At 55.4% G+C, this 24,251-nt stretch carries 21 protein-coding genes; 8 read left to right on the top strand and 13 right to left on the bottom strand.

The genetic code is table 11. The features are described 5' to 3' along the window. Positions 1-198 precede the first annotated feature (198 nt). The gene (locus ACK4S7_RS07960) at positions 199-1,050 is read left to right on the top strand and encodes an alpha/beta hydrolase (protein ID WP_409645728.1); all 852 of its coding nucleotides are present in this window, start codon (positions 199-201) and stop codon (positions 1,048-1,050) included. After that, positions 1,047-2,261, top strand: a complete 1,215-nt coding sequence (gene kynU, locus ACK4S7_RS07955; RefSeq protein WP_409645726.1) for a kynureninase — start codon at positions 1,047-1,049, stop codon at positions 2,259-2,261. The genes ACK4S7_RS07960 and kynU overlap by 4 nt, the downstream gene beginning before the upstream one ends. A gap of 55 nt (positions 2,262-2,316) precedes the next feature. Here the strand turns inward: kynU and ACK4S7_RS07950 are convergent, their stop codons facing one another. The 6 genes from ACK4S7_RS07950 to ACK4S7_RS07925 all read right to left on the bottom strand — a co-directional run bounded on the left by ACK4S7_RS07950 (position 2,317) and on the right by ACK4S7_RS07925 (position 7,924). Next, the gene (locus tag ACK4S7_RS07950; protein WP_409645724.1) at positions 2,317-4,431 is read right to left on the bottom strand and encodes a peptidase domain-containing ABC transporter; all 2,115 of its coding nucleotides are present in this window, start codon (positions 4,429-4,431) and stop codon (positions 2,317-2,319) included. Between the two features lie 8 nt (positions 4,432-4,439). Next, positions 4,440-5,663: an HlyD family efflux transporter periplasmic adaptor subunit gene (locus tag ACK4S7_RS07945; RefSeq protein ID WP_409645723.1), complete on the bottom strand. Its 1,224-nt coding sequence runs from the start codon at positions 5,661-5,663 to the stop codon at positions 4,440-4,442. Positions 5,664-5,746: 83 nt separating this feature from the next. Beyond that, on the bottom strand, positions 5,747-5,932 hold the full coding sequence (locus ACK4S7_RS07940) for a hypothetical protein (RefSeq protein WP_409645721.1): 186 nt from the start codon (positions 5,930-5,932) through the stop codon (positions 5,747-5,749). Between the two features lie 192 nt (positions 5,933-6,124). Further along, complete coding sequence (locus ACK4S7_RS07935) at positions 6,125-6,325, bottom strand: hypothetical protein (protein ID WP_409645720.1); 201 nt, start codon at positions 6,323-6,325, stop codon at positions 6,125-6,127. 936 nt (positions 6,326-7,261) lie between these two features. Next, a complete protein-coding gene (locus ACK4S7_RS07930) occupies positions 7,262-7,570 on the bottom strand; it encodes a hypothetical protein (RefSeq protein ID WP_409645718.1) in 309 nt (102 codons plus the stop codon). Between the two features lie 177 nt (positions 7,571-7,747). Further along, positions 7,748-7,924 (bottom strand): hypothetical protein, encoded by a 177-nt coding sequence (locus ACK4S7_RS07925; RefSeq protein ID WP_409645717.1) that lies wholly within the window; start codon positions 7,922-7,924, stop codon positions 7,748-7,750. 100 nt (positions 7,925-8,024) lie between these two features. Here ACK4S7_RS07925 and ACK4S7_RS07920 point away from each other — a divergent pair, with 100 nt between their 5' ends. Beyond that, entirely contained in the window at positions 8,025-9,890 is a 1,866-nt protein-coding gene (locus ACK4S7_RS07920; protein ID WP_409645715.1) for an ABC-F family ATP-binding cassette domain-containing protein, read from the top strand. Here the strand turns inward: ACK4S7_RS07920 and ACK4S7_RS07915 are convergent. The 5 genes from ACK4S7_RS07915 to ACK4S7_RS07895 are packed head-to-tail and all read right to left on the bottom strand — an operon-like array spanning position 9,887 to position 12,690. Then, complete coding sequence (locus ACK4S7_RS07915; RefSeq protein ID WP_409645713.1) at positions 9,887-10,474, bottom strand: cation transporter; 588 nt, start codon at positions 10,472-10,474, stop codon at positions 9,887-9,889. The two genes, ACK4S7_RS07920 and ACK4S7_RS07915, sit on opposite strands and share 4 nt — an antisense overlap. A 22-nt stretch (positions 10,475-10,496) precedes the next feature. Next, on the bottom strand, positions 10,497-10,820 hold the full coding sequence (locus tag ACK4S7_RS07910; RefSeq protein WP_409645711.1) for a YnfA family protein: 324 nt from the start codon (positions 10,818-10,820) through the stop codon (positions 10,497-10,499). Further along, entirely contained in the window at positions 10,817-11,386 is a 570-nt protein-coding gene (locus tag ACK4S7_RS07905) for an AAA family ATPase (protein ID WP_409645709.1), read from the bottom strand. Before ACK4S7_RS07905 ends, ACK4S7_RS07910 begins: the two co-directional genes overlap by 4 nt. Then, complete coding sequence (pnuC, locus tag ACK4S7_RS07900; protein ID WP_409645707.1) at positions 11,383-11,940, bottom strand: nicotinamide riboside transporter PnuC; 558 nt, start codon at positions 11,938-11,940, stop codon at positions 11,383-11,385. Before pnuC ends, ACK4S7_RS07905 begins: the two co-directional genes overlap by 4 nt. Before the next feature lie 45 nt (positions 11,941-11,985). Then, positions 11,986-12,690 (bottom strand): hypothetical protein, encoded by a 705-nt coding sequence (locus ACK4S7_RS07895; protein WP_409645705.1) that lies wholly within the window; start codon positions 12,688-12,690, stop codon positions 11,986-11,988. Between the two features lie 258 nt (positions 12,691-12,948). Here ACK4S7_RS07895 and ACK4S7_RS07890 point away from each other — a divergent pair, with 258 nt between their 5' ends. The 5 genes from ACK4S7_RS07890 (at position 12,949) to ACK4S7_RS07870 (ending at position 20,644) form a co-directional block, all read left to right on the top strand. Further along, a complete protein-coding gene (locus ACK4S7_RS07890; RefSeq protein WP_409645703.1) occupies positions 12,949-14,706 on the top strand; it encodes a PHA/PHB synthase family protein in 1,758 nt (585 codons plus the stop codon). Between the two features lie 122 nt (positions 14,707-14,828). Then, positions 14,829-15,662: an alpha/beta fold hydrolase gene (locus ACK4S7_RS07885; RefSeq protein WP_409645701.1), complete on the top strand. Its 834-nt coding sequence runs from the start codon at positions 14,829-14,831 to the stop codon at positions 15,660-15,662. A 171-nt stretch (positions 15,663-15,833) separates the two neighbouring features. Then, positions 15,834-18,452, top strand: a complete 2,619-nt coding sequence (locus ACK4S7_RS07880) for a TonB-dependent receptor (RefSeq protein ID WP_409645699.1) — start codon at positions 15,834-15,836, stop codon at positions 18,450-18,452. Positions 18,453-18,562: 110 nt separating this feature from the next. Next, positions 18,563-19,879 carry an FAD-dependent oxidoreductase gene (locus tag ACK4S7_RS07875; protein ID WP_409645697.1) on the top strand — a complete coding sequence of 439 codons (1,317 nt, stop codon included), beginning with the start codon at positions 18,563-18,565 and terminating at the stop codon, positions 19,877-19,879. Positions 19,880-19,963: 84 nt separating this feature from the next. Further along, positions 19,964-20,644: a purine phosphorylase gene (locus ACK4S7_RS07870; protein ID WP_409645695.1), complete on the top strand. Its 681-nt coding sequence runs from the start codon at positions 19,964-19,966 to the stop codon at positions 20,642-20,644. Here the strand turns inward: ACK4S7_RS07870 and ACK4S7_RS07865 are convergent. Then, positions 20,641-21,849, bottom strand: a complete 1,209-nt coding sequence (locus ACK4S7_RS07865) for a DUF445 domain-containing protein (protein ID WP_409645742.1) — start codon at positions 21,847-21,849, stop codon at positions 20,641-20,643. The two genes, ACK4S7_RS07870 and ACK4S7_RS07865, sit on opposite strands and share 4 nt — an antisense overlap. A 115-nt stretch (positions 21,850-21,964) precedes the next feature. Further along, a partial coding sequence (locus ACK4S7_RS07860; protein WP_409645693.1) for an efflux RND transporter permease subunit occupies positions 21,965-24,251 on the bottom strand: 2,287 nt, incomplete at its 5' end.

Genomic DNA, 24,251 nt, shown 5'->3' with positions numbered 1-24,251 from the left:
TTGGTCGCTCGGTTGCTGGATGACGGTACTTCAAAGTTTTGAAGCGTTGTTTTGGCGTGATTGCGCTTTTGCCCTCTCTGCGCATATGACAAGAACACAGTCTGCAACGGCAAGAAGGACAGAAGTTTGGGATATGCGCGATTTGGGATGTTGTGCGGGTTGGTACTTGGCCTTGCTGGATGCGTGGGGCACGGGGCAGTGACTACGCCTGTTTCGGACATTGGCCTTGCCCCAACCAAGCGCCTCATGGTGTGGGAGGACCTGCTCTCGCGGCCAAAGCCAGCGCCCGATGCGACGGTCTCCTATGGCGCGGACGCGCTACAAGTGGTCGATGTGTGGCAGCCTTCGGCGGCAAAGTTCGGGCGCGGGCCGCATCCAGCGGTGGTAATGATCCACGGAGGATGCTGGCAGACCGCGATTGCCGAGCGTGACATCATGAACTGGATTGCCGATGATCTGCGGTCGCATGGTGTGGGCGTCTGGAATATCGAATATCGCGGGGTGGACCGGGGCGGTGGCTATCCGGGGACGTATCTCGACGTCGGCGCGGCGGCGGATTTATTTGCGGCCAGCCGCGCGGAGTTCGGGTTCCGGACGGACGCGCCGGTGGTAACGATTGGCCATTCGGCTGGCGGGCATTTGTCGCTGTGGCTAGCGCGGCGGTCGGCGCTGGCAAAGGGCGATGTATTGCGCGGGGACGCGCCGTTGCAGGTCGATCTTGCGATCTCGCAAGGGGGGCTACCCGATTTGCGTGCGCAGATGACGCTGCCGGATCATGGTTGCGGCAATGAGTCTGCGACCAAGATGGCGGGCGATGCCTTTGCGAGAACCTCTCCGCCAGAAATGCCAAAAGGGCGTGCACGCGAGTTGCAGTTTAACAATGACCTCGACAGCATATCACCGCCGTCATTTGGCGCGGCTTATGGCGCGAAGATGGTGACCACACCACATGAAGGCCATGCCGAGCTCATCGCGCCAGAGACGGTGTCCTGGGGCAAGCAGCGCGCGGAGATATTGAAGATGTTTGGCCTGAAGGCGCCAAAGCCATGACGTTAGAACAAGCGCTGGCACTCGATGCTGCGGATCCGCTGGCGCAATTTCGTGCGCAGTTCGTATGCCCGGATGGGGTGATTTATCTCGACGGCAATTCGCTGGGTCAATTACCGCTGGCGACGGTGGAAGCAGGCGCGGAGGCTATTTCCCACGCTTGGGGCCAGCGGCTGATCCGTGGCTGGAACGAAGGTTGGATTGATGCGCCGCAACGTGTTGGGGCAATGATCGCGCCGTTGATCGGAGCGGAGACGGATGAGGTAATCTCGGCGGATTCCACCTCGGTAAATCTGTACAAATTGATCGTCGCTGCGCTTCGCCTTGATCCAACGCGCAAGGTCGTAGTGAGTGAGGCAGGGAATTTCCCGACGGATTTGCACATTGCAGAAGGCGCGGTGGCGGCGGTCGCAGGCGCGGAGTTGCGCGTGGTCGAACGCGGCGCGCTGGCAGAGGCATTGGGTGCCGACACCGCGTTGTTGATGCTTACGCATGTGCATTACAAGACCGCCGAACGCTTCGACACGGCCGCGTGGACGAAGGCCGCGCATGATGCGGGCGCGTTGATCTGCTGGGACCTGAGCCATAGCGCGGGCGCGGTTGCAGTGGAGTTGAACGCGGCCAATGCTGACATGGCGGTAGGCTGCGGCTATAAATATCTGAATGGCGGGCCGGGCGCGCCTGCGTTTCTGTTTGTCGCGAAGCGCTGGCAAGGCAAGTTGCACAATCCGCTGTCGGGCTGGATGGGCCATGCCGCACCGTTTGAATTTGCCGATGCTTATGAGGCTGCGCCGGGGATGAAACGCTGGCTGACGGGCACGCCTAGCGTGTTGAGTCTAGTCGCGCTCGAAAGCGGGCTCAAACTGTGGGCGGACATCGACATGCGCCAAGTCGAGGCGAAATCAGCGGCCTTGTGGGATATCTTTCATGCGGCTGGCACGGCTGCCGGACTGGAATGCGTGACGCCGAGCAATCCAAGCGAGCGCGGCAGCCACATCAGCTTCCGCCATTCGCGGGCCTATGAGATCGTGCAAGCGCTCATCGCGCGGGGCGTCATTGGCGACTTCCGCGATCCCGATATCATGCGCTTTGGCCTGACGCCCTTGTACCTAAGCCACGCCGACATCTGGCGTGCGGGCGAGATGCTGCGTGAGATCGTTGAAAGCGGAAGTTTCCGCGCGCCGGAATTTGCCGTGCGGTTGGCGGTGACATAGCATCGCGGCATGTGCGAGCGCCTAAAAGACAATGTCTGCATTCCGCAGATGGCGTTTAGTGCGGCGCGACGGATAAGGGAGGCGCAAGTTTTCCGGCCTCCATCACTAGCACGCGGTTTGCGGCAGCGAGGGTTTCTTGCCTGTGCGCGATAATGATGAGGGTGATGCCCATGGCCCCGATAGCAGCGTTGACCGCTTGCTCATGGCCTGAATCGAGATGCGCAGTGCCTTCATCCATGATTAGTATCTTGGGCAGACGGTAAAGCGCACGGGCTAAAAGGACGCGCTGTTTTTGCCCGCCGGAGAGCGTCGAACCCATATCCCCAACCAACGTCTCATATTGCATGGGCATTCGCGATATGTCTTTATGGATTGATGCCGCCGCGGCGGCGGCAAGCACGCGCGGCATGTCAACGGTTTCATCGAATAGTGCGATATTGTCAGCAAGGCTGCCGGCGAAAAGACTGTCCTCTTGCAAAACAGCGGCAATTTGATTGTGAAAGGTCTTGTAACCAAACCGTGCTAGCGGGAGGCCGTCAACAAGGACGTCGCCAGCATCGGGTTCGACCAGACCCAGCAGTATCTTAACCAACGTGGATTTGCCGCCACCTGATGGTCCGGTGATTGCGACATGCTCGCCTTGTTCAACGGTCAAATTGACACCGTCGAGCACCAGGGGATCGCTGGGGCTGTAACGATAGAACACATCGCGCAGCTCGATTTTGCCCTTGAGCGTGGTTTCCGTGTCGACGCTGTCGCCGAAGCTCTTATCTTCCTCGGACAGCGCGATGTCGGATAGGCGTTCCAGATGCAGCCCAAGCATTCGAAATGCGATTACTTGATCTGTCAATGCCGCCGCCTTGCCAATGAACTGACCCTTATAGGCCATATAAGCGAAGACCATGCCGACGCTGAACCCCGCCCCCTCAATCACGAATCCTACCGCGAGCCAGATGGTGACGATATTCTCAATCCCGAAAATCAGCGTATTGGCCGTGCCTTGCCAAATGCCAATCCGGGCCACGCGTACATCAGCGTTGACCGCATCCGTTAGGCGCGTTTGCCACAACGCATGGCGCAGCGTTTCGCGCCCAAACAGGCGCAATGTCGTCATGCCGCGCAAAATTTCAATCAGCGTACTTTGCTCTTTACCGCCCGTTATGATCGACGCCTCAATAGCTTCGCGTTCAAAAGAGAAGGAGACAACCCGGACGACGGTATACAAAATGAAGGCGACAATCGCGACACCCGCAAGCAGCGCGCTGTACCACAGCATTAAAGCCAACGTCAGGATCGCCATAATCCCGTCGACGAGTGCTGCCACAGCGCCTTGAGTCAACATGTTCTGTATGGGAGCGATCGACTGAAACCGCGAAAGAATATCGCCGGTATGGCGTTTCTCAAACCAGTCGATTGGCAACCGAAACAGCCTGTGCGCAATATTCGAGGCAAGATTGAACCCTATGTTGGTCCCGGCAACCAAAAGCACAAATGAGCGCAGCAGAGCAGCGCCCGCATTAATGACCGTAAACAGCCCAAACCCCAACGCCAACACCGTCAGCAGGTCGTTGTCGAGTGCAGGCAAAGCCTGATCAATCGCAAGTTGCATGTAATAAGGCGAGGCTAGGACAAAGGCCTGCAAAACCAGTGTCAGCACGAGCACCTGAAGCAACGCCCGCTTAATACCCGTCATGCGTTGCCACAGCTGCGATAGATGCAACCGCTCGCCCCGTTTGCCGGTCTTAAAATCATTGCTTGGACGTAACTCTAGGGCGACGCCGGTAAAATGGTCCGAGACTTCGGCCATCGGCATCCATGTAGAGCGGCCATCCGGGTTATGGATTAACGCCTTTTCGCCCTTTACCCGCTCCAGCACCACATAATGGTTCATGTCCCAGTGCAACACCGCCGGCACATGCAGGTTGCCGAGCTGTTCAAGTGGGAGCTTAACCGCGCGTGGGGTCAGGCCGACCCGGTCGGCAAGGCCGATCAGCGTTTTGAGCGCGGCCCCGCGCAAGCTGGGTGCAAAGCGCCGCCGCATCGTGCCAAGGTCGATGTCCAGCCCGTGAAAATTGGCGACCATCGTTAGAGAGGCTAGGCCACATTCCGCAATCTCGGTTTGTCGAACGAGGCGAACACGCGCGCGCGTCAGAAAGCCAAGGTCTAGCATGGCAGCGCCTACCGCTTCCGCACAGCGAACAAGGGCTCAAACAAATATTCAAGCAAGGATTGCTTATCGGTAACGATCCGCGCGGTCAGGGTCATTCCGGACACTAACGGTTCATTGCGGCCATAAGCAGAAACGCGCGCTTTATCGATGGCAACGGTGACGGGATACACGGCAATCGTCGCGCCACTCGGCCCTTGAGCGTTAATTGCACTTGCCGACACGGTTTGCACTTCTCCTGTGACGGTGCCAAAGCGCTGATAAGGAAAAGCATCGATCGCAAGGCGCACTTGTTGGCCAGCTTTCACAAAACCGATGGCAGCGCTAGGCACGGCCAATTCGGCATGCAGCTTTGCGCCAGCGGGCACAATAGCCATCAACTGCCCTTGTGGACTGGCAGGTTGACCAACACGGGCCGTCAGCGCGGTGACGCGTCCCGCCACGGGTGCGCGCAAGACATAGGAACGAGCACCCACCGCGCTTGCCGCTTGCTGGGCGACTTGCGCGCGCGTAGCCGAAAGGCTTGCGGTTTGGGCGCGGGCTTGGGCCATTATTTGTGCCGTGGCGCGCGCATTCTGTGCGACAGCAGCGCGTTTGGCGGCAAGCGCCTGTTCTATTTGCGATAACCCTTGTTGCCGGGCGAGCAATGTTTCTTCGCGCACTTGCAAATCGCGTCCGCTGATGAAACCGCGATCGGCAATAGAGCGAGCGCGATCAAGGTCCTTTTGTGCGGACGCGATCAACGCTTGCTGTGTTGTTATTTGCGACTGCAACTGCACAATTTCGGCCACCAAGCCGGAGCTTTGCGCCGCCAATTGCGCGCCCTGCGCATAAGCAGCGGCACTGGCGGCATCGGACTGCGCCACCAAGTTAGCATCCTGTCTAGCAATGGCAACTTCGACGAGGGCGGCAGGTGACTGCGCCGCGGCGCCGCCTTCCTCAGCGCGGATCGTTGCCAATGCTGCGCCAGCAGGAACATTCTGACTATCGCGCACGGCCAACGACGCAATCACGCCTGCCCGGGTGGGAACAATAGTCGAAACGCCCGTATTGGGGCTGATCAAGCCCGTGACGGTCTCGACGCGGGAATAGTTGGCTAGCGATAGAAATAGCAGGCCCAGCACGACCCCGCCGAAGATCAGGTAGCCGATGCTTTGCCATGCAACAGGTACTGCGATCGCTACGTCTCCAGACAAGCGATTGTGATGTTTCGTGGTAACCTCAGCTCTAAACATAAAGCAAACAATCGATTCGCTGCATGGTTGCCACTTTGTGAAGTGACAGCCATGCTTTTTGGTTGGCAAATTGCGTGAGCTTTTTACTTGAACATTACGTGACCAATATCTTTGCCAATTTGGTATCCAACACCAAAGGCGGCAACCCAAACTGCCACAACGGCTGAAGCGGCGGCGGCGGCCGCACTACCTACTCGCGCGCCACCGTCAACCTGATCAATCTCAAACTCGGACATAGTTTGAATGTCGCTATAAGAATTAAAACTCATTAGTTCTCTCCAATCAAGAAAAAATCAATAATCCAAAATCTTTTCCTAGGTAGTATCCATACCTGAAAGCAAATATCAAAAGACCAAAAATCACTGCAGCAAGCAGTAAATTGCTAGGTTCTGATATGGCTTCTTGAAATAAATTTTTAAATCTTAGCCACATTACTTTTCTTTCGTGTTGTTGTTATCTCTTTAGTTGTAGTAAGCCACGCCAATACCTACTGCAACACCGGCAACTAACGCGACGCCTGATGATACACCAACAACGACAAGAGCCGCATAGACGCCTCTGGTAACCCAACCTGCGCCTTCAACTTGCTCGATCTCATCAAAACTCAATTCCTGAATTCCGCCAGCGGGTGCAAAGGCGGCATTATTTTCCATATAGGACATATAGTCTCCTCCATTTCAGAACGGCCGCATCGTCGCGGCATGGACGTGGTAACTGTGCCTCCGCCAAACAGTCAAACGTCCAACGGGCTTTAATTTTCGTATACTAATCATTGGTATATCAAAATCTGACCATAGCCATTCTTGGCAACGTATTTTCATGGCTGTTATTGTTGCTCAACATAGTTTGGACGATAGGCCGACACCAATCCCACCCGTCCCGGGTAGGGACAATAGTCGAAACGCCTGTATCGAGTATGATCATGCCGTGCGGTCGCGACGCGGCAATAGCTTGCAAGCGATAGAAACAGCACGCCGAACGCAACGCCACAGGAAAATCAGAAAGCCGATGCTTTGCCAACTAATTGGTACCGCGATATCCACGCCTGCAGAGAGGCGATCAGACTGGAGACCAGTTACTTCGGTCCGGAACATTAGCAGAATCTCCATATACCATGGTGATTAGATGTTAGAAGATCCGTTTTTAGATGATAAATAAGTTATCAGCGCAAATATAAAATAAGAACATCCAGCAAAAACTAAAGCAAAACACAAATATGGACTAGGAATTAATGCTTGCCATACAAGTATAATACCTGCAAAAGCAAATAGAATCCCATATAAATTTATTAAATGTTTCATAGCATAGTAATATTTTAATTACATTAAGTCAAGATTTTTAAAAAATGTATAATACTATAATATTATTTATAAATTCTAATTTACTTAGATTTTGAAATAAGATAAACAAAAATTAAAATGAGTGAAGTACAAAATGAAAATATCGAAATCATTAATATTAGGGATGAAGCACTAATTTTTTCAGTGAAGTGCAATATAAAGCACGATAAAACTAACGCTATAAATAATAGAAGTAGTTTTTTCATTTTACACCTTAATATTTAGTACATTGATGGCAGACCCCTAATAAGTATGATATCATTTTTTCTTTACATTGGCTTCTTCGGTTTTCCATGAAGCCATACCAGCGCCGATCCCAACCGAAGCTGCACCAAGCCCCAACATTCCAGCGCCAATGCCAATTGCGATGCCGATCGGTCCACTAATGGCGATCGCCACCCCCAAGCCCACGACGGTAGCTGCAGTACCTACGCCTCCAGCTACCAACCCAACTTCTGTGGCAGTAAGATTCCGACCAGCACCACCAACCAAGTCAATCTCATCAAAGCTCAATTCCTGAATCCCGCCAGCGGGTGCAAAGGCGGCATTATTTTCCATATAGGACATATCGTCTCCTCCATTTCAGAATTGCCGCATTGGCGGGGCATATACGATCTAACTGTGCTCTCACCGGACAGTCAATGGTTCAAGGGCCATTAAATTTCGTATACTAATCAATAGTATATTGAAACTTATCGTGCGCGGGACGGTGCTGTAGCTCACCATGGTCATCCTGAATTTGTTTCAGGATCTTGGTTCGCGCAGCATGATTTTAAGATCCTGAAACAAGTTCAGGATGACGGGATTGATGCCTTGCAGGCTGTGACGTTTGGCGTCGTCGGTCCTTGCATCCTCGCCATCGCCAAGTGGCGCGTATAGCCAATGCCGCGCTGCACCTGTCGTCAACGCTGCGCTGCACATATAGTCGGCGCCACCCTGCGGATATGGTCAGCGCCACACCGCACATATACAGGCCAAATCTCTGACTGACAGCGTGCGTCCACTCTGCTAGGCGGCGCGCATGCTTAACCTGAACGGTATCACCGTGCGCCTTGGCGGACGCACTATCCTCGACCGCGCCACTGCGGCGCTGCCTCCTTATGGGCGCGTTGGCCTGATCGGGCGCAATGGCGCTGGCAAATCGACGCTAATGAAGGTGATGATTGGCTCGTTGGAGGCAGATGACGGCTCGCTGGACATGCCCAAGGGCACGCGCATCGGCTATATCGCGCAGGAGGCACCTGCCGGCGATTCGACGCCGTTTGAAACGGTACTCGCCGCCGATACCGAACGCGCTGCATTAATGGCCGAGAGCGAGCAGGAGGATCTCGACCCGGACCGCATGGCCGAGGTGCACGAACGCCTGATCGCGATCGACGCCTACACAGCACCGGCGCGCGCCTCACGTATCCTTGTCGGGCTTGGCTTTGACGAAGACATGCAGAGCCGACCGCTCGATAGCTTCTCCGGCGGCTGGAAAATGCGCGTGGCGCTGGCGTCTCTGCTGTTTTCGCAGCCGGATCTGTTGTTGCTCGACGAACCGTCGAACCACCTGGACTTGGAAGCGACGCTTTGGCTGGAAAATTTCCTCAAGGGTTATCCTGCGATGATGGTGGTGATCAGCCATGAACGCGATTTGCTGAACAATGTTGTCGATCATATCCTGCATTTGGATAACGGTCAGGTGACGCTGTATTCCGGAGGTTATGACTCGTTCGAGCGCCAGCGCGCCGAGCGTGCAGCGCAGCTTGCAGCGGCCAAGGCAAGCCAGGATGCGCAACGCGCAAAGCTGCAGGAATATGTCGCGCGCAACTCGGCCCGTGCCTCGACTGCCAAGCAAGCGCAGTCCAGAGCCAAGGCGCTGGCGCGCATGCAGCCAATTGCTGCGATGGCCGAAGATCCGACGTTGAGCTTTGACTTCCCAAGTCCTGAAGAGCTGAAACCGCCACTGGTGACTTTGGATCTGGCCAGCGTTGGCTATACGGCGGGCAAACCGATACTGGAGCGGTTGAATTTGCGGATCGACCCCGATGACCGGATTGCTCTGCTCGGTCGTAACGGCAACGGCAAGACCACGCTGGCGCGATTGCTCGCGGCGCAACTGACGCCAATGGAAGGCGCGATGAACTCGTCGGGTAAAATGCGCGTCGGTTACTTCACGCAATATCAGGTCGAGGAACTTGACGGCGACGACACCCCGCTTGAGCATATGACCCAGCAGATGAAGGGCGCGAGCCCCGGCGCTGTGCGCGCGCAACTGGGCCGTTTCGGCTTCTCAGGTGCGAAGGCGACGACCAAGGTGGGCAAGCTGTCGGGCGGTGAGCGCGCGCGATTGGCGCTGGCGCTGATTACGCGCGACGCTCCGCATATGCTGATCCTCGATGAACCGACCAACCACTTGGACGTCGATGCACGTGAGGCATTGGTACAGGCGCTGAACGAATATGAAGGCACTGTCGTGCTGGTCAGCCATGACCGCCATATGCTCGAGCTGACGGCCGACCGGCTGGTGCTGGTCGACAATGGAACCGCGACCGAATTTTCGGGCACGATCGAGGATTATACCGACTTCATCCTGGGTAAGGGACCGGCCAAGGAGAAAGTTTCCAAGGCCGATCGCAAGGAAGACAAGAAGGCGCAGGCCGCTGCGCGTGAGGCGCAGGCCAAGCTTAATCGCGATGTCAGCGATGCCGAAGCGGACCTTGCGAAGCTTGAGGTCGTGTTGGGCGCAATCGACCGGGCAATGTTTGATCCGGCTTCTGCAACCAATGAATATAAGGACCTGACGATGGGCGAACTGTCCCAACGGCGCGGCAAGATTATTGCAGCGCAAGAAGCCGCCGAAGCCCGCTGGGTCGCGGCGAGCGAGGCACTTGAGAAGGCTTAGGCTACCGGTTCCTGCTGCTTCGCTTCTTTGCGGGCTGCTGTAAAAACGTCTTTGGCAGCGTCGGCATTCATCGCGGCAATTGCGAGACCAATGACGAGGTCAGGCCAAGCCGACGCGAATATAAGTGTTAGCAACCCCGCGATGATGATGCCGATATTTGCCAGCGCGTCGTTTCGCGCCGATAAAAAGGCGGCTTTGGTCAGGCTGCCGCTTTGGTCGCGAAACCGCACGAGCAGGAAAGCGCAAAGCAGATTGACCAGCAATGCACCCGTGCCGGTCGCAGTCATCAAATATGGACTTGGCACGACTGGGGTGAGGAAGTTTGACCACGCCGTCCACAATGTGGCGACGCCAGGGATCAAAAGGATGAAAGCGAGAGCTGTTCCAAGGCGCGCACGGTTTTTGACGGACCAGCCAAGCGCAAGGAAGATGAGAATATTGATCGATGCATCTTCGAGAAAGTCGACGCTGTCAGCGAACAGGGCGACCGACCCGATTTGACGTGCGACAGCAAACTCAACCCCGAAATAAGCAAGATTGAGTAAGGCAACCAACGCGACCGTCCTGCGTAAGCTATCGCTCATAGAGTTTGCGTTCCTCGACATATCAGACAGGACGCGGCCCGAACAAAATGATTGCTGCGCCGCCTAAGCAGACTGCCGCGCCGATCAGATCCCAGCGATCCGGTTTTGCGCCTTCCATCAGCCAAAGCCAAGCAATGGCCGAGATGATGTAAATTCCCCCGTAAGCGGCGTAAGCGCGTCCGGCATGTTCAGCCTGCACCAGAGTGAGCAAATAGGCAAAAAGGCATAAGGATGCCACGCCCGGGCCAAGCCAAAATATCGACTTGCCCATCCGGAGCCATGCCCAAAATGCAAAACAGCCCGCGATTTCAGCGATCGCAGCGGCAATGTACACTAACGCCGTCACGGCTGCGATTTTCGGTTCGGTTGTTCGCGGGGCAGGGTCATCCCAAGGGCAGCCTTCGCTGCTGCAAACCTTGCTTCGCCAACACCTGATATGCGGCGATACGACACGCCGCGCGATTCAAGTTCAGCCTGACACAAGTCGAAAAAATGCTGCCTTTCGCGCTGCTGCGCATATACGCGCAAGCCGTCGTCGACGAAGGGCAGATCAATATCAAGCAAGAGATAGAGGTCAGCAATGCCGGCAAATGATTTAAAATAGGTGTCAAGCACATATCCTGCGGTCGCGCCGAACATCATGTCAGCCCACACTGCCGTAATCAGCGGGTCTGTATCGAACAAGACAAAGTCCGAACCCAATGCATTTGCCCGCGCGGCCGCAGCCCGGTTCATGGCGTCTTGCGTCTGCGCAATGTGCACAAGTTCCTTTATACCAATGTCGGTGCCGTGGGCTTCACAATATGCGCGGCCATATTCAGGCACGACCTCGCACCCAAGCTCGGCAGCGAGCCGGGTGCCGAGCGTCGACTTGCCCGTGCTTTCGGGGCCATGGAGGCAGATGCGTTTCACGTCTGCTCTGCCTTGCGCCACGCAATCAGGCCGGTAACCGCCAGCACGAGAAACAGGCTGTACAAGCCCGCGGTCAGATACAGCTCTTTAACAAAATATAGCGGGATAGAGATGAGGTTGACGACAATCCAGAAATGCCAGTTTTCGACAAAGCGCCGCGCCATCAATATTTGCCCGGCAATTGACAGCATCGCGACCGACGCGTCCCAATAAGGATAGCTGGCATCGGTTTCCGCGTGCATAATCGCGCCCCAGCCCCAGATGGCGGCGATCGATACGATTATGCAAAGCGCGTAGCCCTTTGCCTGAATCCGCCGGACGACAATTGCGCCGCTTTCGGCCTTGCTGCGAGTCCAGTTCCACCAGCCGTAGAGGTTCACGACAGCGAAAAAGATCTGCAGCCCTGCGTCGCTGTAAAGCTTGGCATCGCGGAAAATAACGAAATACAACCCGACCATGGCAATGGCGACCGGGAAATTCCACACTGAACGCCGGATGATCAGCAAGATGTTGGCAACGCCAAGCAGGACCGCAATGATTTCAAGCAAGCTCATATGCAGCGACTTAACGGGCCTGTCGTGTGACGCAAGGGCGGCGGGTTAATGTGGCTGCGTCAGGCTGAATTCGCCGAACACTGGCCCTTGGCCGTGGGTGGCGCCAGCCTCCTGAAACATCATAGCGTCATCGATGGAAAGGCAGCCGTCGAGAATGATGCGCTTTATGCCCATCGCGGCCACCAGGTTGACAAGTTTCTGGGCAGGTAAAGCCGGAATGACATTGGCGCGCACCATGCCGATCAAGCGCGGATCGAAGCGCACGACGTCCACATGGTGAACCAGCGGCCAAAGCGCAGGCACGGCTGCATAACCATAACCGTCAATGCCAACGCTACAGCCAACCCGCCGCCAGTTTTGCATTGCGCCGCCGACCGCGTTGTTGGCTGCATCATTCTCCGTGGCGGCCAACAGCACCGTGATATGGGTGCCATGCGACAGCAATGACCGCAACGCCCACGCCATCTGGTTTGACAAATCCAGTTCCACGAAGATGTCAGTCGGCACCGACAACAGGATTTCAGGCAAAGAGAGCAGCTTGCCGGTTTCCAAGATATATTGAAGGTCTACGACCGACAAAATATTCTGGCTCGGCAAGAAACTATAATGGTCGCAAGCCATATATTCGTAAGCCATTACCTGACGACTGCTCAGGTCAACCACAGGCCGTGAGGCAATGATTGACAACGCCGATGACGTGGCAACCTCGTCAACGTCGAGCAAAGACAATTGCTCTGGAATATTTGGCATAACGGCCTGTTTTAATGAGAAGAGAGTATCTACATAGTCTGAATGAAGCCGACATGGCAAGCAACTCCTGTTGCGCGTTCATGGCGTATATATCGGCCTTTAAAGGTGCCAGATGTCTGTCGATCCATGCGGGCTTATGCTGCCTGACGGCTTGTCTCCTGTTTAGAACTGTTTATTTGCAAATGTTCAGATTGCGCGGAGTGTTTGACGTCGGGCGCACACCGTGTAATCCTTCGCATGAGGGAAGAGGAGAGGGTGATGGCAAGTAAGGCGCAAACAGGCGACAAGGCGAAGGCTGAGAAGAAAAAAACACAAAAGAAAGGTGCGCCTTTTTCTGGTGTGGCGGGCGCATTTGACGCCGCCAATGATGCGACCATGGCGCTTGGCCCACTGGCCGGACTGGCGCGGGAGGATTTCATCGGCGCAATTGGCCTGATGCTGCGGCAGACCGCGAGCAATCCCGACAAGGCATGGAAGGCCACTACAAGCTTCTCCGAGGATGTCGTCAAGATCATGACCGGAAAATCGGACCTGACGCCTGACCCCAAGGATAAGCGTTTCATGGATCCCGCATGGACGTTCAACCCGTTTTTCAAGGCAGGCGCGCAATATTATCTCGCGGTGCAAAAGGGTGTGAAAAGCTATATTCAGGATTTGGAGCTTGATGCGCTGGAACGTGACCGCGCGAATTTCATATCGCAAATTATCATCGACGCAATGTCGCCAACCAATACGCTGATCGGTAACCCGACTGCACAAAAACGGTTAGTAGACTCTGGCGGACTTAGCCTCGTGAAGGGCCTGAAAAACGCCTATAATGACATGGTTCACAACGACATGATGGTGAGCCAGGTCAACAAAAAACCATTCAAATTGGGTGAGAATGTTGCGACCGCAAAGGGCGCGGTTGTCTATCGCGACGAACGTTTTGAACTGATCCAATATGCGCCAACCACCGAGAAGGTTTTTGCAACGCCGCAACTGACCATCCCGCCGCAGATCAACAAAATGTACATCAACGATCTGTCGCCTGAAAAATCGATCATCAAATGGCAGACCGACCACGGCATTCAGCCATTCATGATTTCATGGCGCAACCCCACCGACGATATGGGTGTGTGGGGTATGGCCGAATATATCGAAAGCTGCATCAAGGCATTGGATGTCGTCTGCGAGATTACCGGCAGCGACAAGGTCAACATTTCGGGCGGCTGTTCGGGCGGGCAGACTATGTCGGTGCTGCTTTCCAAACTCGCGTCAATGGGTGACACCCGCGCCAATGCGATCACCATGATGGTGTGCGTGCTTGAACCCAAGCCCGGCGATACCGAGGCATCAAGCCTTGTGTCACACAATGGCATCGCGCTGGCGCGGCAACGTGCGGCAAAGAAAGGCGTGATTGAGGGCAGCAGCCTTGCGCGCGGCTTTGCATGGTTGCGGCCAAATGACCTCATCTGGAATTATGTAATCAACAATTATCTGCTCGGCGATGATCCCCCAGCGTTCGACATTTTGTTCTGGAATGCGGATGCGACAAATCTGTCATCGGCGCTGATGGGTGACTTTTTGGAATTGTTTGAGGCCAACGCTTATGCCACCCCCGGCACGTTCGAGATTGCGGGTCATACGCTTGACCTGACCAAGGTAACAGGCGACCTCTTCGTTCTTGGCGGCACGACCGATCATATCACGCCATGGCGCGCCTGCTATCGCTCGACCCAATTGTTCGGCAGCAAGAATGTCGAATTCATCCTGAGTCAGGCTGGCCATATGCAGGCAATCCTGAACCCGCCCGGTAACCCAAAGGCGAAATACTGGAAGCATTCAAAGGGCAAGACCCCCGCTGATGTGAATGAATGGATGAAAGGCACTGAGGAAGTCGCCGGAAGCTGGTGGCCTTATTGGATGGAGTGGCTTCACGCGCGCTCAGGTGCGGAGGTTGCTGCGCCAGCGGAGTTGGGGAGCAATGCGCACCCCACGATGGAAGCCGCGCCGGGCTTGTATGTTATGGAGTGAGAGGGCGCGGGCTGCGTTTGAGCAAAATCGCCAGAACGTAGCACGCGCACTTTCCCGCTTGCACCATGACTCCCATCGGCTAGACCTTGCACCTCGCTCGAAACAGAGCAAAAGGAAAACATATGACCAAAAACCGCGCCCCCAAATTCAGCATGGAGACCGTCGACGGTCGCGTATTGCGGGTGGCTGTTTGGCGTGCTTCGGCGCCGAAGGACAAGTTGCCGATATTGTTCTTCAACGGCATTGGCGCGAATATCGAGGCTATGGCCCCGATGGCGGAGCTTTTGGATGACCGCGATTTCATTACTTTTGACATGCCCGGGATTGGCGGATCGCCAGATCCGGTCGTGCCTTATAATGCCATTCTAATGTCGCGAATTGCGGCGTTGCTGCTTGATCGCTTCGACATGCCCATCGTGGATGTCATGGGCGTCAGCTGGGGCGGGGCGATGGCGCAGCAATTTGCGCTTCAGAACACCGCGCGCATCAACAAGCTTATTCTCGTTGCGACAAGTGCAGGCATGCTGATGGTGCCGGGCAATCCCGCCTCGCTCGTTAAAATGGCTGACCCGCGTCGGTATATAGACCCCGATTTCATGGCGAAACATTTCAAGACGTTGTATGGCGGCATGGTCGGTAACAAGTCCGAACATATTAACCGGTTGAAGCCACCGTCGAAGACGGGATATTTCTATCAGTTAATGGCGATGATGGGTTGGACCAGCGCGCCGTTCCTGCCCTTCCTGAAAACGGAAACGCTGATCATGATGGGTGATGATGACCAGATCGTGCCGTTGGCCAACGGCAAGTTCCTCAACTTTCTGATCCCGAATAGCGAGTTGTTCGTGGTCGAAAATGGGGGGCATTTGTTCCTGTTGAGCCACGTTGAAGAGAGCATCGCCACGATTCGTGTATTTCTTGATCGCGATGCAGGCGAGGCGCGTCAGGCGGCCTGACCAGCGTGGCTGTTGCCGCAATACAACAAATGCAGTGATAATAGCCAAAACCCCTCAAATTCCTTGGCTTGAAGATGTAAAATGTCCTAACAGGGGGAGAACGTCGGCATCAAAAGCTGTCGTTTTCTCCCCCAAGCGGTTCGTCCGCGAAAAAGTCTAATGAGGAACATCATGAAATCCATTCATATGCTGCTGGCCGGCGTTGCTGTGCTTGTCGCGCCTACAACGGCTGCGTTTGCCCAAGAGGGCGAAGTCCGGGCGCAGGAAGCGACCACAACCAGCGTCAACGACGACGCTTATTCTGATAATGAAATTATTGTCTCGGCTACCCGTCGCGACCAGGCCGCTCAAGATGTGCCGTTGGCTGTGAGCGTTGTTGGCGGTGAGCAGCTTGCCAATGCCGGCGTCGTTGACATTCGCGGCATTCAACAGCTTGCCCCATCTTTGAAAACCACCACTGGCCAATCATCCGCGACCGGCGCGGTGTTGTCGATCCGCGGTATTGGTACCGCTGGCGACAATCCCGGTTTTGAACCTGCTGTTGGCGTGTTCATCGACGGCGTATTCCGTTCGCGCGCAGGCGTTGCGCTTGCCGAATTGCCCCCGATTGAGCGCGTTGAAGTCTTGCGCGGTCCACAAGGCACCTTGTTCGGACGCAATACCTCCGCTGGTGCATTGAACATCACCACGCAAAAGCCGAAGTTTGAACTCGGCGGTTATGTGGAGGCAAGCTACGGCAATTTCGACGAAATCGAAGTGAAGGCTGGCGTCACTGGCCCAGTGTCAGAACAGCTCGCGCTGCGTCTCGACGGTGGCTATCACAAGCGTGACGGTTATATCCGCGACGTCAACAGCGACAACCGCATCAACAACATCGACCGCTATTTTGTACGTGGTCAGGCTCTTTTTGAAAATGAAGATGTCAGCTTCCGCCTCATCGGCGACTATGCCAAGACCGACGAGTCGTGCTGTGGCGCGGTGAACACGCTTAGCGGCCTGTCGATCTTCCCCGGTATAGACGCAACTAGCAGTTCGGCACTTGCGCTGGTTGGAACCAACATCATCCGTGGCTTTGCCGGCGTTCCATCGCTTGGCGGCACAGCCGGTACAATTGGTATTCCCAACTATACGCCCGGCAGCCGCGACATGGCGGTCACGCCCGGTCGTGACTTGGCCGAAGCGGTCAACGAATGGGGTGTTTCAGGCGAGTTGAACTGGGATTTCGGTGCAGCCACGCTTACATCAATCACCGCTTATCGTGATTGGGACGCAAAGCGGAACCAAGACATTGATTTTTCCGGTCTTGATCGCGCCTATCGTGACAATTACCGCACAAGCATCAAGGATTTTACGCAGGAACTGCGTCTGCAGGGTACCGCGTTTAACGACAGGCTCGATTGGCTTGTTGGCGGTTTCTACCTGAATGAAAAGCTGACGTTGAATGACACGGTGCGTTTTGGCGCGCAGGCCGACCAATATGTCGATGGCGTCATTCGTGAACTGACACGCAGTGCTGGCCTGCCATCCGGCTTGCAGTTGTTTGGCACGCTCGGACCGGCAACACCTTTGTTCGGTCAGGTCGCTTTGGCAACTAACCCGGCCCTGGCCGCTGCTGCTGCTGGTAACCCGGCCCTGTTCGGCCTGTTCAACAGTCCGCTGCCACGCACACCAAACGGCGCTGGTCAACAGAATGACGCATACAAGGTCGACACGCAGGCATTTGCCGCTTTCACGCATAATATCATCAATTTCTCCGACAGATTGTCGCTGACATTGGGTCTGCGTTACAACTACGAAAAGAAGGACATCGAAACCGACCTGAACAGTGTTGTTCCGGCCTGTGCGTTTTTCCAAAACCCGGCAACTGCACCTTATCGTGCAGCATTGCAGGGCGCAGGATTGCTGAATTCGGCGTTCCTTTTGACCTGTAACCCAACGGTGAACAGCGAATTTAACGGCGTGCGTTCAGGCGATCGTTCGGAAAGCGAATTCACCGGCACAGCCAAGCTGGCGTTCAAGGTAAGCGACGATATTCTGGTCTATGGCGGATATGATCGCGGCTACAAATCGGGTGGTTACAACCTTGACCGTGGTAGCTTTGACTCCGTTCTTTTGGGCGGCAATGGTGCTCAGATCGAAGATCTGGAATTCGGAAATGAAACGGTTGATGCCTATGAATTCGGTATCAAAACCAACTTCACCCGTCAGTTCCAGTTCAACGCATCGTTGTTCTATTCGGACTTCAAAAACTATCAGTCGAACCGTTTTTCAGGCACCAATTTCGTAGTCCTGAACTTTGACAAGCTGGTATCAAAGGGCGTCGAACTTGAAAGCATCATCCGTCCGCATCCAGACCTCGCGTTCAATTTGGGCTACACCTATGTTGACGCAAAGGCGACCGATGCAAGCCCGCTTGCGGGTGGCGACAACGGGCGTCAGGCTTCCAACCAGCCAAAGCATACCATTACCGGTGCGATGACCTGGACGCCCGAAATTACGCCTGGCGTCGGTGGTTTGTTCCATGTCGATTTCCGTCAGCAGAGCGATGCATTCCCGCTGAACGATCCGCTTGCGCGTCGTTTCACCGCGAATGACGGCTTTGGCATCGTCAACCTGCGGGCTGGTGTAAACTTTGGCGATGGCAAGTACAGCATTGAAGGTTATGTCGAAAATCTGTTCGACACCTATTACAATATCACTGCGTTCCCGATCCCTGAACAGGGCAACAGCTTTGCAGTCTATCCATCACCTCCACGCTTTTACGGCGTGAAAGTTGCCGCGAAGTTCTAAATCACTTCCCAGCCGATTTACAAGGGCCGGCCTGCGCAAACAGGTCGGCCCTTTCTTTTTGTCCGTGACCCGCTAGCCTGCCGACTCACGGCACAAGCGGAGACGACGACATGCGACATATCGCAATCATTGGGTCTGGTCCGGCGGGATATTATACAGCCGAAGCCGCGCAAAAGAGGTTCGGACCGGAGGTTCAGGTCGACATCATCGACCGGTTGCCTGTTCCTTTTGGCCTTATCCGTTTTGGTGTCGCGCCCGATCACCAATCGATCAAGGCGGTGTCCGACCGATATGAAAAGGTCGCTTTGTCGGACAATGTGCGCTTTGTTGGAAACGTTGCGGTGGGCAGCGATGTAGGCGTTGACGAGCTCCAACAGCATTATGACGCGGTGGTGCTGGCGACTGGCGCGCCCAATGACCGCAAGCTTGAGATTCCTGGCGGAGATTTGCCGGGCGTGCTTGGTAGCGCGGCATTCGTTGGCTGGTACAATGGTCATCCGGATTTTGCAGACCTGAAACCAACGCTGGAGGGCCGCCATGTCGTGATCATCGGCAACGGCAATGTTGCGCTTGATGTGGCGCGGATTCTGGCAAAAACCCGCAGCGAATTTGTTGGCTCTGACATTGTCAGTCATGCGCTGGATGCTTTGGACAGTGCCGCGACCGAAGAAATCACGATATTGGGCAGGCGCGGCCCGCATCAAATTGCCATGACGCCCAAGGAACTGGGAGAGCTCGGCCATCTGGCTCGTGCAACAGTGCGGGTAGACAAGGACGACTTGCCCGATCCTGGTGAGGATGTGCTGCTCGAGCCGGGCATCCGAAAGTCGGTGACACATCTGCGCGAGTTCGCAGCTATTCCAGAAGCTTTCCGCGCCGACAAAAGCATCAGTATCAATTTTGACTTTTTTGCAGCGCCCGTTGCCGTGGAAGGGGATGGCCAGGTAGAGCGTATCCGTATCGAACGAACGCGGCTTGACGATCAATTGCGTAGCATGGCAACCGGTGAGACTTACGAGCTCGATTGTTCCCTGATCATCAGCTGCATCGGTTATCAAACACCCCCCATTGACGGTGTGCCATATGAACATGGGCGTGGGCGATTTGCCAATGTCGAGGGGCGGATATTACCTGGGCTATATTGTGTCGGCTGGGCCAGACGGGGGCCATCAGGCACAATCGGGACCAACCGGCCGGATGGCGCAAATATTGTCGAGCTGATAGCTGAAGACTGGGCGGCTGGTCTAGGAACGGCGGACAAGCTGGGCAGGGTGGGGCTAGACGGGTTATTGCAAAGCCGCGGGATAAATGCCGTCCAGTTTAGCGACTGGAAAAAAATTGAAGAAGCCGAAATTGCCCGCGCCCGTGACGGCGCACCGCGCGAGAAATTCGTGCGCATCGATGATATGATCGCAGCGCAAAAGTAATTTGCCTGCGAACAAGAAATGTCATGATAGTTTCGCCATTGTCCCGTTAAGGCACTGTGGTAATCTAGCAAGGACGGGCGAGGTATGATCAGAACCATTGGCATTATTACCGGCGTCGATGCCGAAGCAGTAGCACTGTATCCGGGTCAAAGCGCGAATAACGAGGCGTTGCACGGCTTCATGGTGCGACAGGTAAACCTCGCCGAACACAATATCGTCATCACCTGCAGCGGAATTGGCAAGGTGAACGCTGCAATGGCGGCAATGATGCTGGTCGAACATTATCATGCCGACCTGCTGCTTGTTGTCGGCACTGCAGGGAAGCTGAGTAGGCGCGATGAGGCATGTTTCCAGATCGTCGAAGCTATTCAGGGTGACTATGGCGCGTCCCGCACGTCAGGATTTGTGCATTATAGTGCGGGAGCATGGCCAATTGGGGAGGCGCATGCCGAAGCTTTCCATGCGGCGCATATGCCGGAAACCGGACTGCCCAAGGTGCGGATCATCACTAGCGATTGTTTTGTAGAAAATGCCGATCACGGCAAAAGGCTACATCAGGCGTTAGGTGGTGATATTGTAGATATGGAAACCGCAGCCGTAGCACAGGCTGCAGCGCGCATGGATGTGCCTTGGGCCGCAATCAAGGCGACCAGCGACAATGCCGACGGCGAAAGCTCTGGCGATTTTCAGGCCAATCTGAAACGTGCTGCCAGAGTGGCCGCAGAGGCGACCGAACGCATGATTGGTAGCTTACCGCGCGGTTAAATCAGCAATCCGACGGCGTGGATGATGACGCCGGCCATGCCGCCAACCAATGTTCCGTTAATGCGGATGAACTGAAGGTCGCTGCCCACCGCATTTTCGACGCGGTCGGTAATGGTCGATGCGTCCCAGCGGGCCACTGTCTCGGACACAAGCTTTACGATATTATCGCCGTAATTTTCCGTCGTGCCGACAATCGCACGGCGTGCAAAACGGTTGATCTGGTGCTTCAACCGCGCATCTTCCTGTAGCGTGCCACCCAGCTTGATCAACGCATCGCCAAAGCTACCCGCCAGCGCTGCATCCGGGTTACGTGCAGCCTTTAGCAAGCCATCGCGACCTTGATCCCAAAGACTGTTGATCCATTTGCTCATCGCGGGATTTTCAAGCAATTGCCCCTTCCAATGCGCAACCTTGGCCTGCAATTCCTTGTCATGGCGCAGGTCGTGGGCAAGCTTGGCAAGGCCCTCCTCTCCCTTTTCGCGCAAGGGATGGTCCGGGTCCTCCGCCATCTCATGCAACAATTTGTTGAGTCCATTGACGATGGCATTGGCCAGTTTGTCGTCTAAACCGGTCCAGCGCATGATGGTGTTGGCGCGTTCCTCGACCATTTCGCGTATAAGATGCTCATTGGCCTCAAGCGTTGCGGATGCCCATTTGATGATGCTGTCGAGAACAGGGATATGCCGCCGTTCGCGAATCATGGCAGTCAGCAATTGGCCAAGCAACGGCGCGATATCGAGCTTGTCGAGTTGTTGGCGAATGGCCCCTTTAGCAACGCCGCCAAGCCTTTCGTCATCCAGCGCAGCAATGATATCTCCCATCAGCCGTGATGCACCCATGCGCATGCGGCCTTCGCCGCCCGAAGGTGCGCTCAGGAATTTACCCATCGCACCTGCCACATCCATGCGCTGTACGCGGCGGGCCACAACCTTTGTTGTCAAGAAATTTGTACGGAGGAAGTTGGCTAAAGTGTTGCCAAGCCGTTCCTTGTTGTTTGGGATGATCGCGGTGTGCGGGATAGGGATGCCCAGAGGGTGCCGGAACAAAGCTGTCACTGCGAACCAGTCGGCGAGGCCCCCAATCATCCCCGCCTCGGCAAAGGCCCTTAGAAAACCCCAATAGCCAATGTAGCGGGTTTCCATATATTTGCCGAACACGAACAGTGCGGCCATGCACAATAGCAACGCGGTCGCGATAATCCGCATTTGACGCAATTCTGCGTCACGCTCGGCGTATCGGGATTTCTCCGAGAGACCTAGTTGGTTGGCAGCTTTCACAACACTGCCTTAGCCAAGGCAAACCACGCTGCCAAGCACAGCCTCACTCTGCAGGCTGAAGTCCGCCCAGATCGTCCTTGCCTGTTGTTTGATCTGCGGCTTTTCCAGCAGGCTTGGCCGGGTCAGCCACGTTCTCACCATGTTTGTCGGGATCATACGTCAGCAGCCTAGTGCGCAGCCATGGCCCAACGCGCTTTTCAAAGCCGTCGGCCAGGCTGAAACCGGCAGGAACAATAAGCAAGGTCAGCAATGTCGATACGATCAGGCCACCGATTACAACGGTTCCCATTGGCGAACGCCACTGCCCATCGCCGCCTAGGGAAAGCGCAGTGGGAACCATACCGGCGGTCATGGCTACGGTGGTCATGACGATCGGCTGTGCGCGCTTATGACCAGCCTCCATAATTGCCTGGAACTTGGGTACGCCGCGCGCCATTTCCTCAATTGCGAAGTCGATGAGGAGGATGGAGTTCTTTGCCACGATGCCAAAGAGCATTAGCACGCCAATGAAGACGGGCATCGAAATCGGCTGGCCGACCAGGCCAAGCGCGAGCAACCCGCCCAATGGTGCGAGCAGCAACGAGCCCATGTTGACCAAAGGTGACATGAAACGGTGGTACAAAAGCACCAGCACCGCGAACACCAATAATGTTCCAGAAATCAGCGCCACGAGGAAGTCGCGTTGCATTTCCTGTTCCCATTCCTGACTGCCAAAAGGTGCGCGTGAAACGCCAGTCGGTAGGTTTTTCATGATGGGCAGGTTGTTGATTTTCTTGTCAGCATCGGACGAAACGATGCCAGGTGCAAAGTCCGCGCCGATGAAAATGCGGAAATTCTGGTTACGACGCTGAACCGAGGTCGGGCCAGCGCCAAAGCTGATGTCCGCAACGCGGGAAAGTGGAACTGATCCTCCAGTTGCCAGCGGCACTGGCAAATTGCGAATGACATCAAGGCTTTGACGCGATTCCTTAGCCAGCATCACCCGGATCGGGATCTGCCGGTCAGAAAGCGAGAATTTCGCACTGTTCTGGTCGATGTCACCAAGCGTTGCGATACGGATTGTCTGGCTCAATGCCACGGTGGACACGCCAAGCTGCGAGGCAATGTCGGTGCGCGGTGTGATGATCAATTCGGGGCGCTGCAGATCCGCCGAGATCCGCGGTGCCCGCAATTCAGGTAACGTCTTCATCTGCTCAACAAGCGTTGCGGCTGTCTGGTCCAACTTCTTGGGGTCTGAACCCGACAACATGACCGAAACGTCGCGACCCGAGCCGCCGCCGCCCGGGCCATTGGCCTGAAACGTAACACGCGCATCGGCGATTTTTGTCAGCGCAGGCGTGAGGTCCTCTTCAAATTCCTGACTGGTCCGCTCGCGGTCCTTTTTCAAGGTAATGAACAAGCTTGCGCTACCCTCACGCACACTTTGCAGCGCAGTTTCGACTTCAGGCTGCTTTTCGATAATCGCTGCTGCCTCGCTGCTGATTTCACGAGTCCGTTCTAAGGTGGTTCCGGGAACCATTTCGATGCGGACACGGCTGAAATCTGTGTCTCCGTCAGGAAAGAACTGCTTTGGCAGTATGATAAACAGGGCAACAGTCAGGCCGAGAGCCAGCGCACCTATGCCCATCATCCAGCGGCGATGACCAAGCGACCAGCGCAGGATTTTCATATATCTGTCGATCCAGCCAGCCTCGCCATGTTCGGCCATGCCACTGGATTTCAGGAAATAAGCCGCGATCATTGGCGTAATCATACGTGCGACGGCAAGGCTCATGAGCACTGATGCAACGACCGTAAGGCCAAAATTCTTGAAAAACTGCCCGGCAACGCCCGGCATCAGGCCAACGGGCAAGAAGACGGCGACAATCGAAAATGTGGTCGCCACCACCGCAAGCCCGATTTCATCCGCAGCGTCGATCGATGCCTGATAGGCGGATTTGCCCATACGCATATGCCGGACGATGTTTTCAATCTCCACAATTGCGTCATCAACAAGCACACCTGCAACAAGTCCGAGCGCGAGCAGCGACATGGTGTTGAGCGTGAAACCTAAGAGGTCAAGAAACCAGAAAGTTGGAATAGCGGACAAAGGAATCGCAATCGCCGAAATAATGGTCGCACGCCAATCACGCAGGAACAGGAAAACCACCACGATGGCGAGCAATGCGCCCTCAATCATGGCAGCCATCGAGCTTTTATACTGGCCCTTGGTGTAATCTACGCTGTTGAACAGCGTGATGAAGTTAACGCCCGGATTTTCCTTCTCGATCTCGGCGATTTTTACCATCGCGTCATCGAACACGGTGACGTCGGATGCACCTTTTGCGCGG

The organism is Sphingorhabdus sp. (assembly GCF_046292425.1).
In the GTDB taxonomy this organism is placed as follows: Bacteria; Pseudomonadota; Alphaproteobacteria; order Sphingomonadales; family Sphingomonadaceae; genus Sphingorhabdus_B.
The sequence above is the reverse complement of the archived record's forward strand: the minus strand, read 5'-3'. Positions and strand labels throughout refer to the sequence as shown.

Coding starts and splice junctions, on each gene's coding strand:
- ACK4S7_RS07925 (WP_409645717.1), bottom strand. CDS start 7,924: ATGTGCAGCGCAGCGTTGACGACAGGTGCAGCGCGGCATTGGCTATAC.
- ACK4S7_RS07930 (WP_409645718.1), bottom strand. CDS start 7,570: ATGTCCTATATGGAAAATAATGCCGCCTTTGCACCCGCTGGCGGGATT.
- ACK4S7_RS07875 (WP_409645697.1), top strand. CDS start 18,563: ATGCGACATATCGCAATCATTGGGTCTGGTCCGGCGGGATATTATACA.
- ACK4S7_RS07885 (WP_409645701.1), top strand. CDS start 14,829: ATGACCAAAAACCGCGCCCCCAAATTCAGCATGGAGACCGTCGACGGT.
- ACK4S7_RS07865 (WP_409645742.1), bottom strand. CDS start 21,849: ATGCGGATTATCGCGACCGCGTTGCTATTGTGCATGGCCGCACTGTTC.
- ACK4S7_RS07870 (WP_409645695.1), top strand. CDS start 19,964: ATGATCAGAACCATTGGCATTATTACCGGCGTCGATGCCGAAGCAGTA.
- kynU (WP_409645726.1), top strand. CDS start 1,047: ATGACGTTAGAACAAGCGCTGGCACTCGATGCTGCGGATCCGCTGGCG.
- ACK4S7_RS07895 (WP_409645705.1), bottom strand. CDS start 12,690: ATGCCAAATATTCCAGAGCAATTGTCTTTGCTCGACGTTGACGAGGTT.
- ACK4S7_RS07950 (WP_409645724.1), bottom strand. CDS start 4,431: ATGCTAGACCTTGGCTTTCTGACGCGCGCGCGTGTTCGCCTCGTTCGA.
- pnuC (WP_409645707.1), bottom strand. CDS start 11,940: ATGAGCTTGCTTGAAATCATTGCGGTCCTGCTTGGCGTTGCCAACATC.
- ACK4S7_RS07880 (WP_409645699.1), top strand. CDS start 15,834: ATGAAATCCATTCATATGCTGCTGGCCGGCGTTGCTGTGCTTGTCGCG.
- ACK4S7_RS07890 (WP_409645703.1), top strand. CDS start 12,949: ATGGCAAGTAAGGCGCAAACAGGCGACAAGGCGAAGGCTGAGAAGAAA.
- ACK4S7_RS07920 (WP_409645715.1), top strand. CDS start 8,025: ATGCTTAACCTGAACGGTATCACCGTGCGCCTTGGCGGACGCACTATC.
- ACK4S7_RS07945 (WP_409645723.1), bottom strand. CDS start 5,663: ATGTTTAGAGCTGAGGTTACCACGAAACATCACAATCGCTTGTCTGGA.
- ACK4S7_RS07935 (WP_409645720.1), bottom strand. CDS start 6,325: ATGTCCTATATGGAAAATAATGCCGCCTTTGCACCCGCTGGCGGAATT.
- ACK4S7_RS07915 (WP_409645713.1), bottom strand. CDS start 10,474: ATGAGCGATAGCTTACGCAGGACGGTCGCGTTGGTTGCCTTACTCAAT.
- ACK4S7_RS07940 (WP_409645721.1), bottom strand. CDS start 5,932: ATGAGTTTTAATTCTTATAGCGACATTCAAACTATGTCCGAGTTTGAG.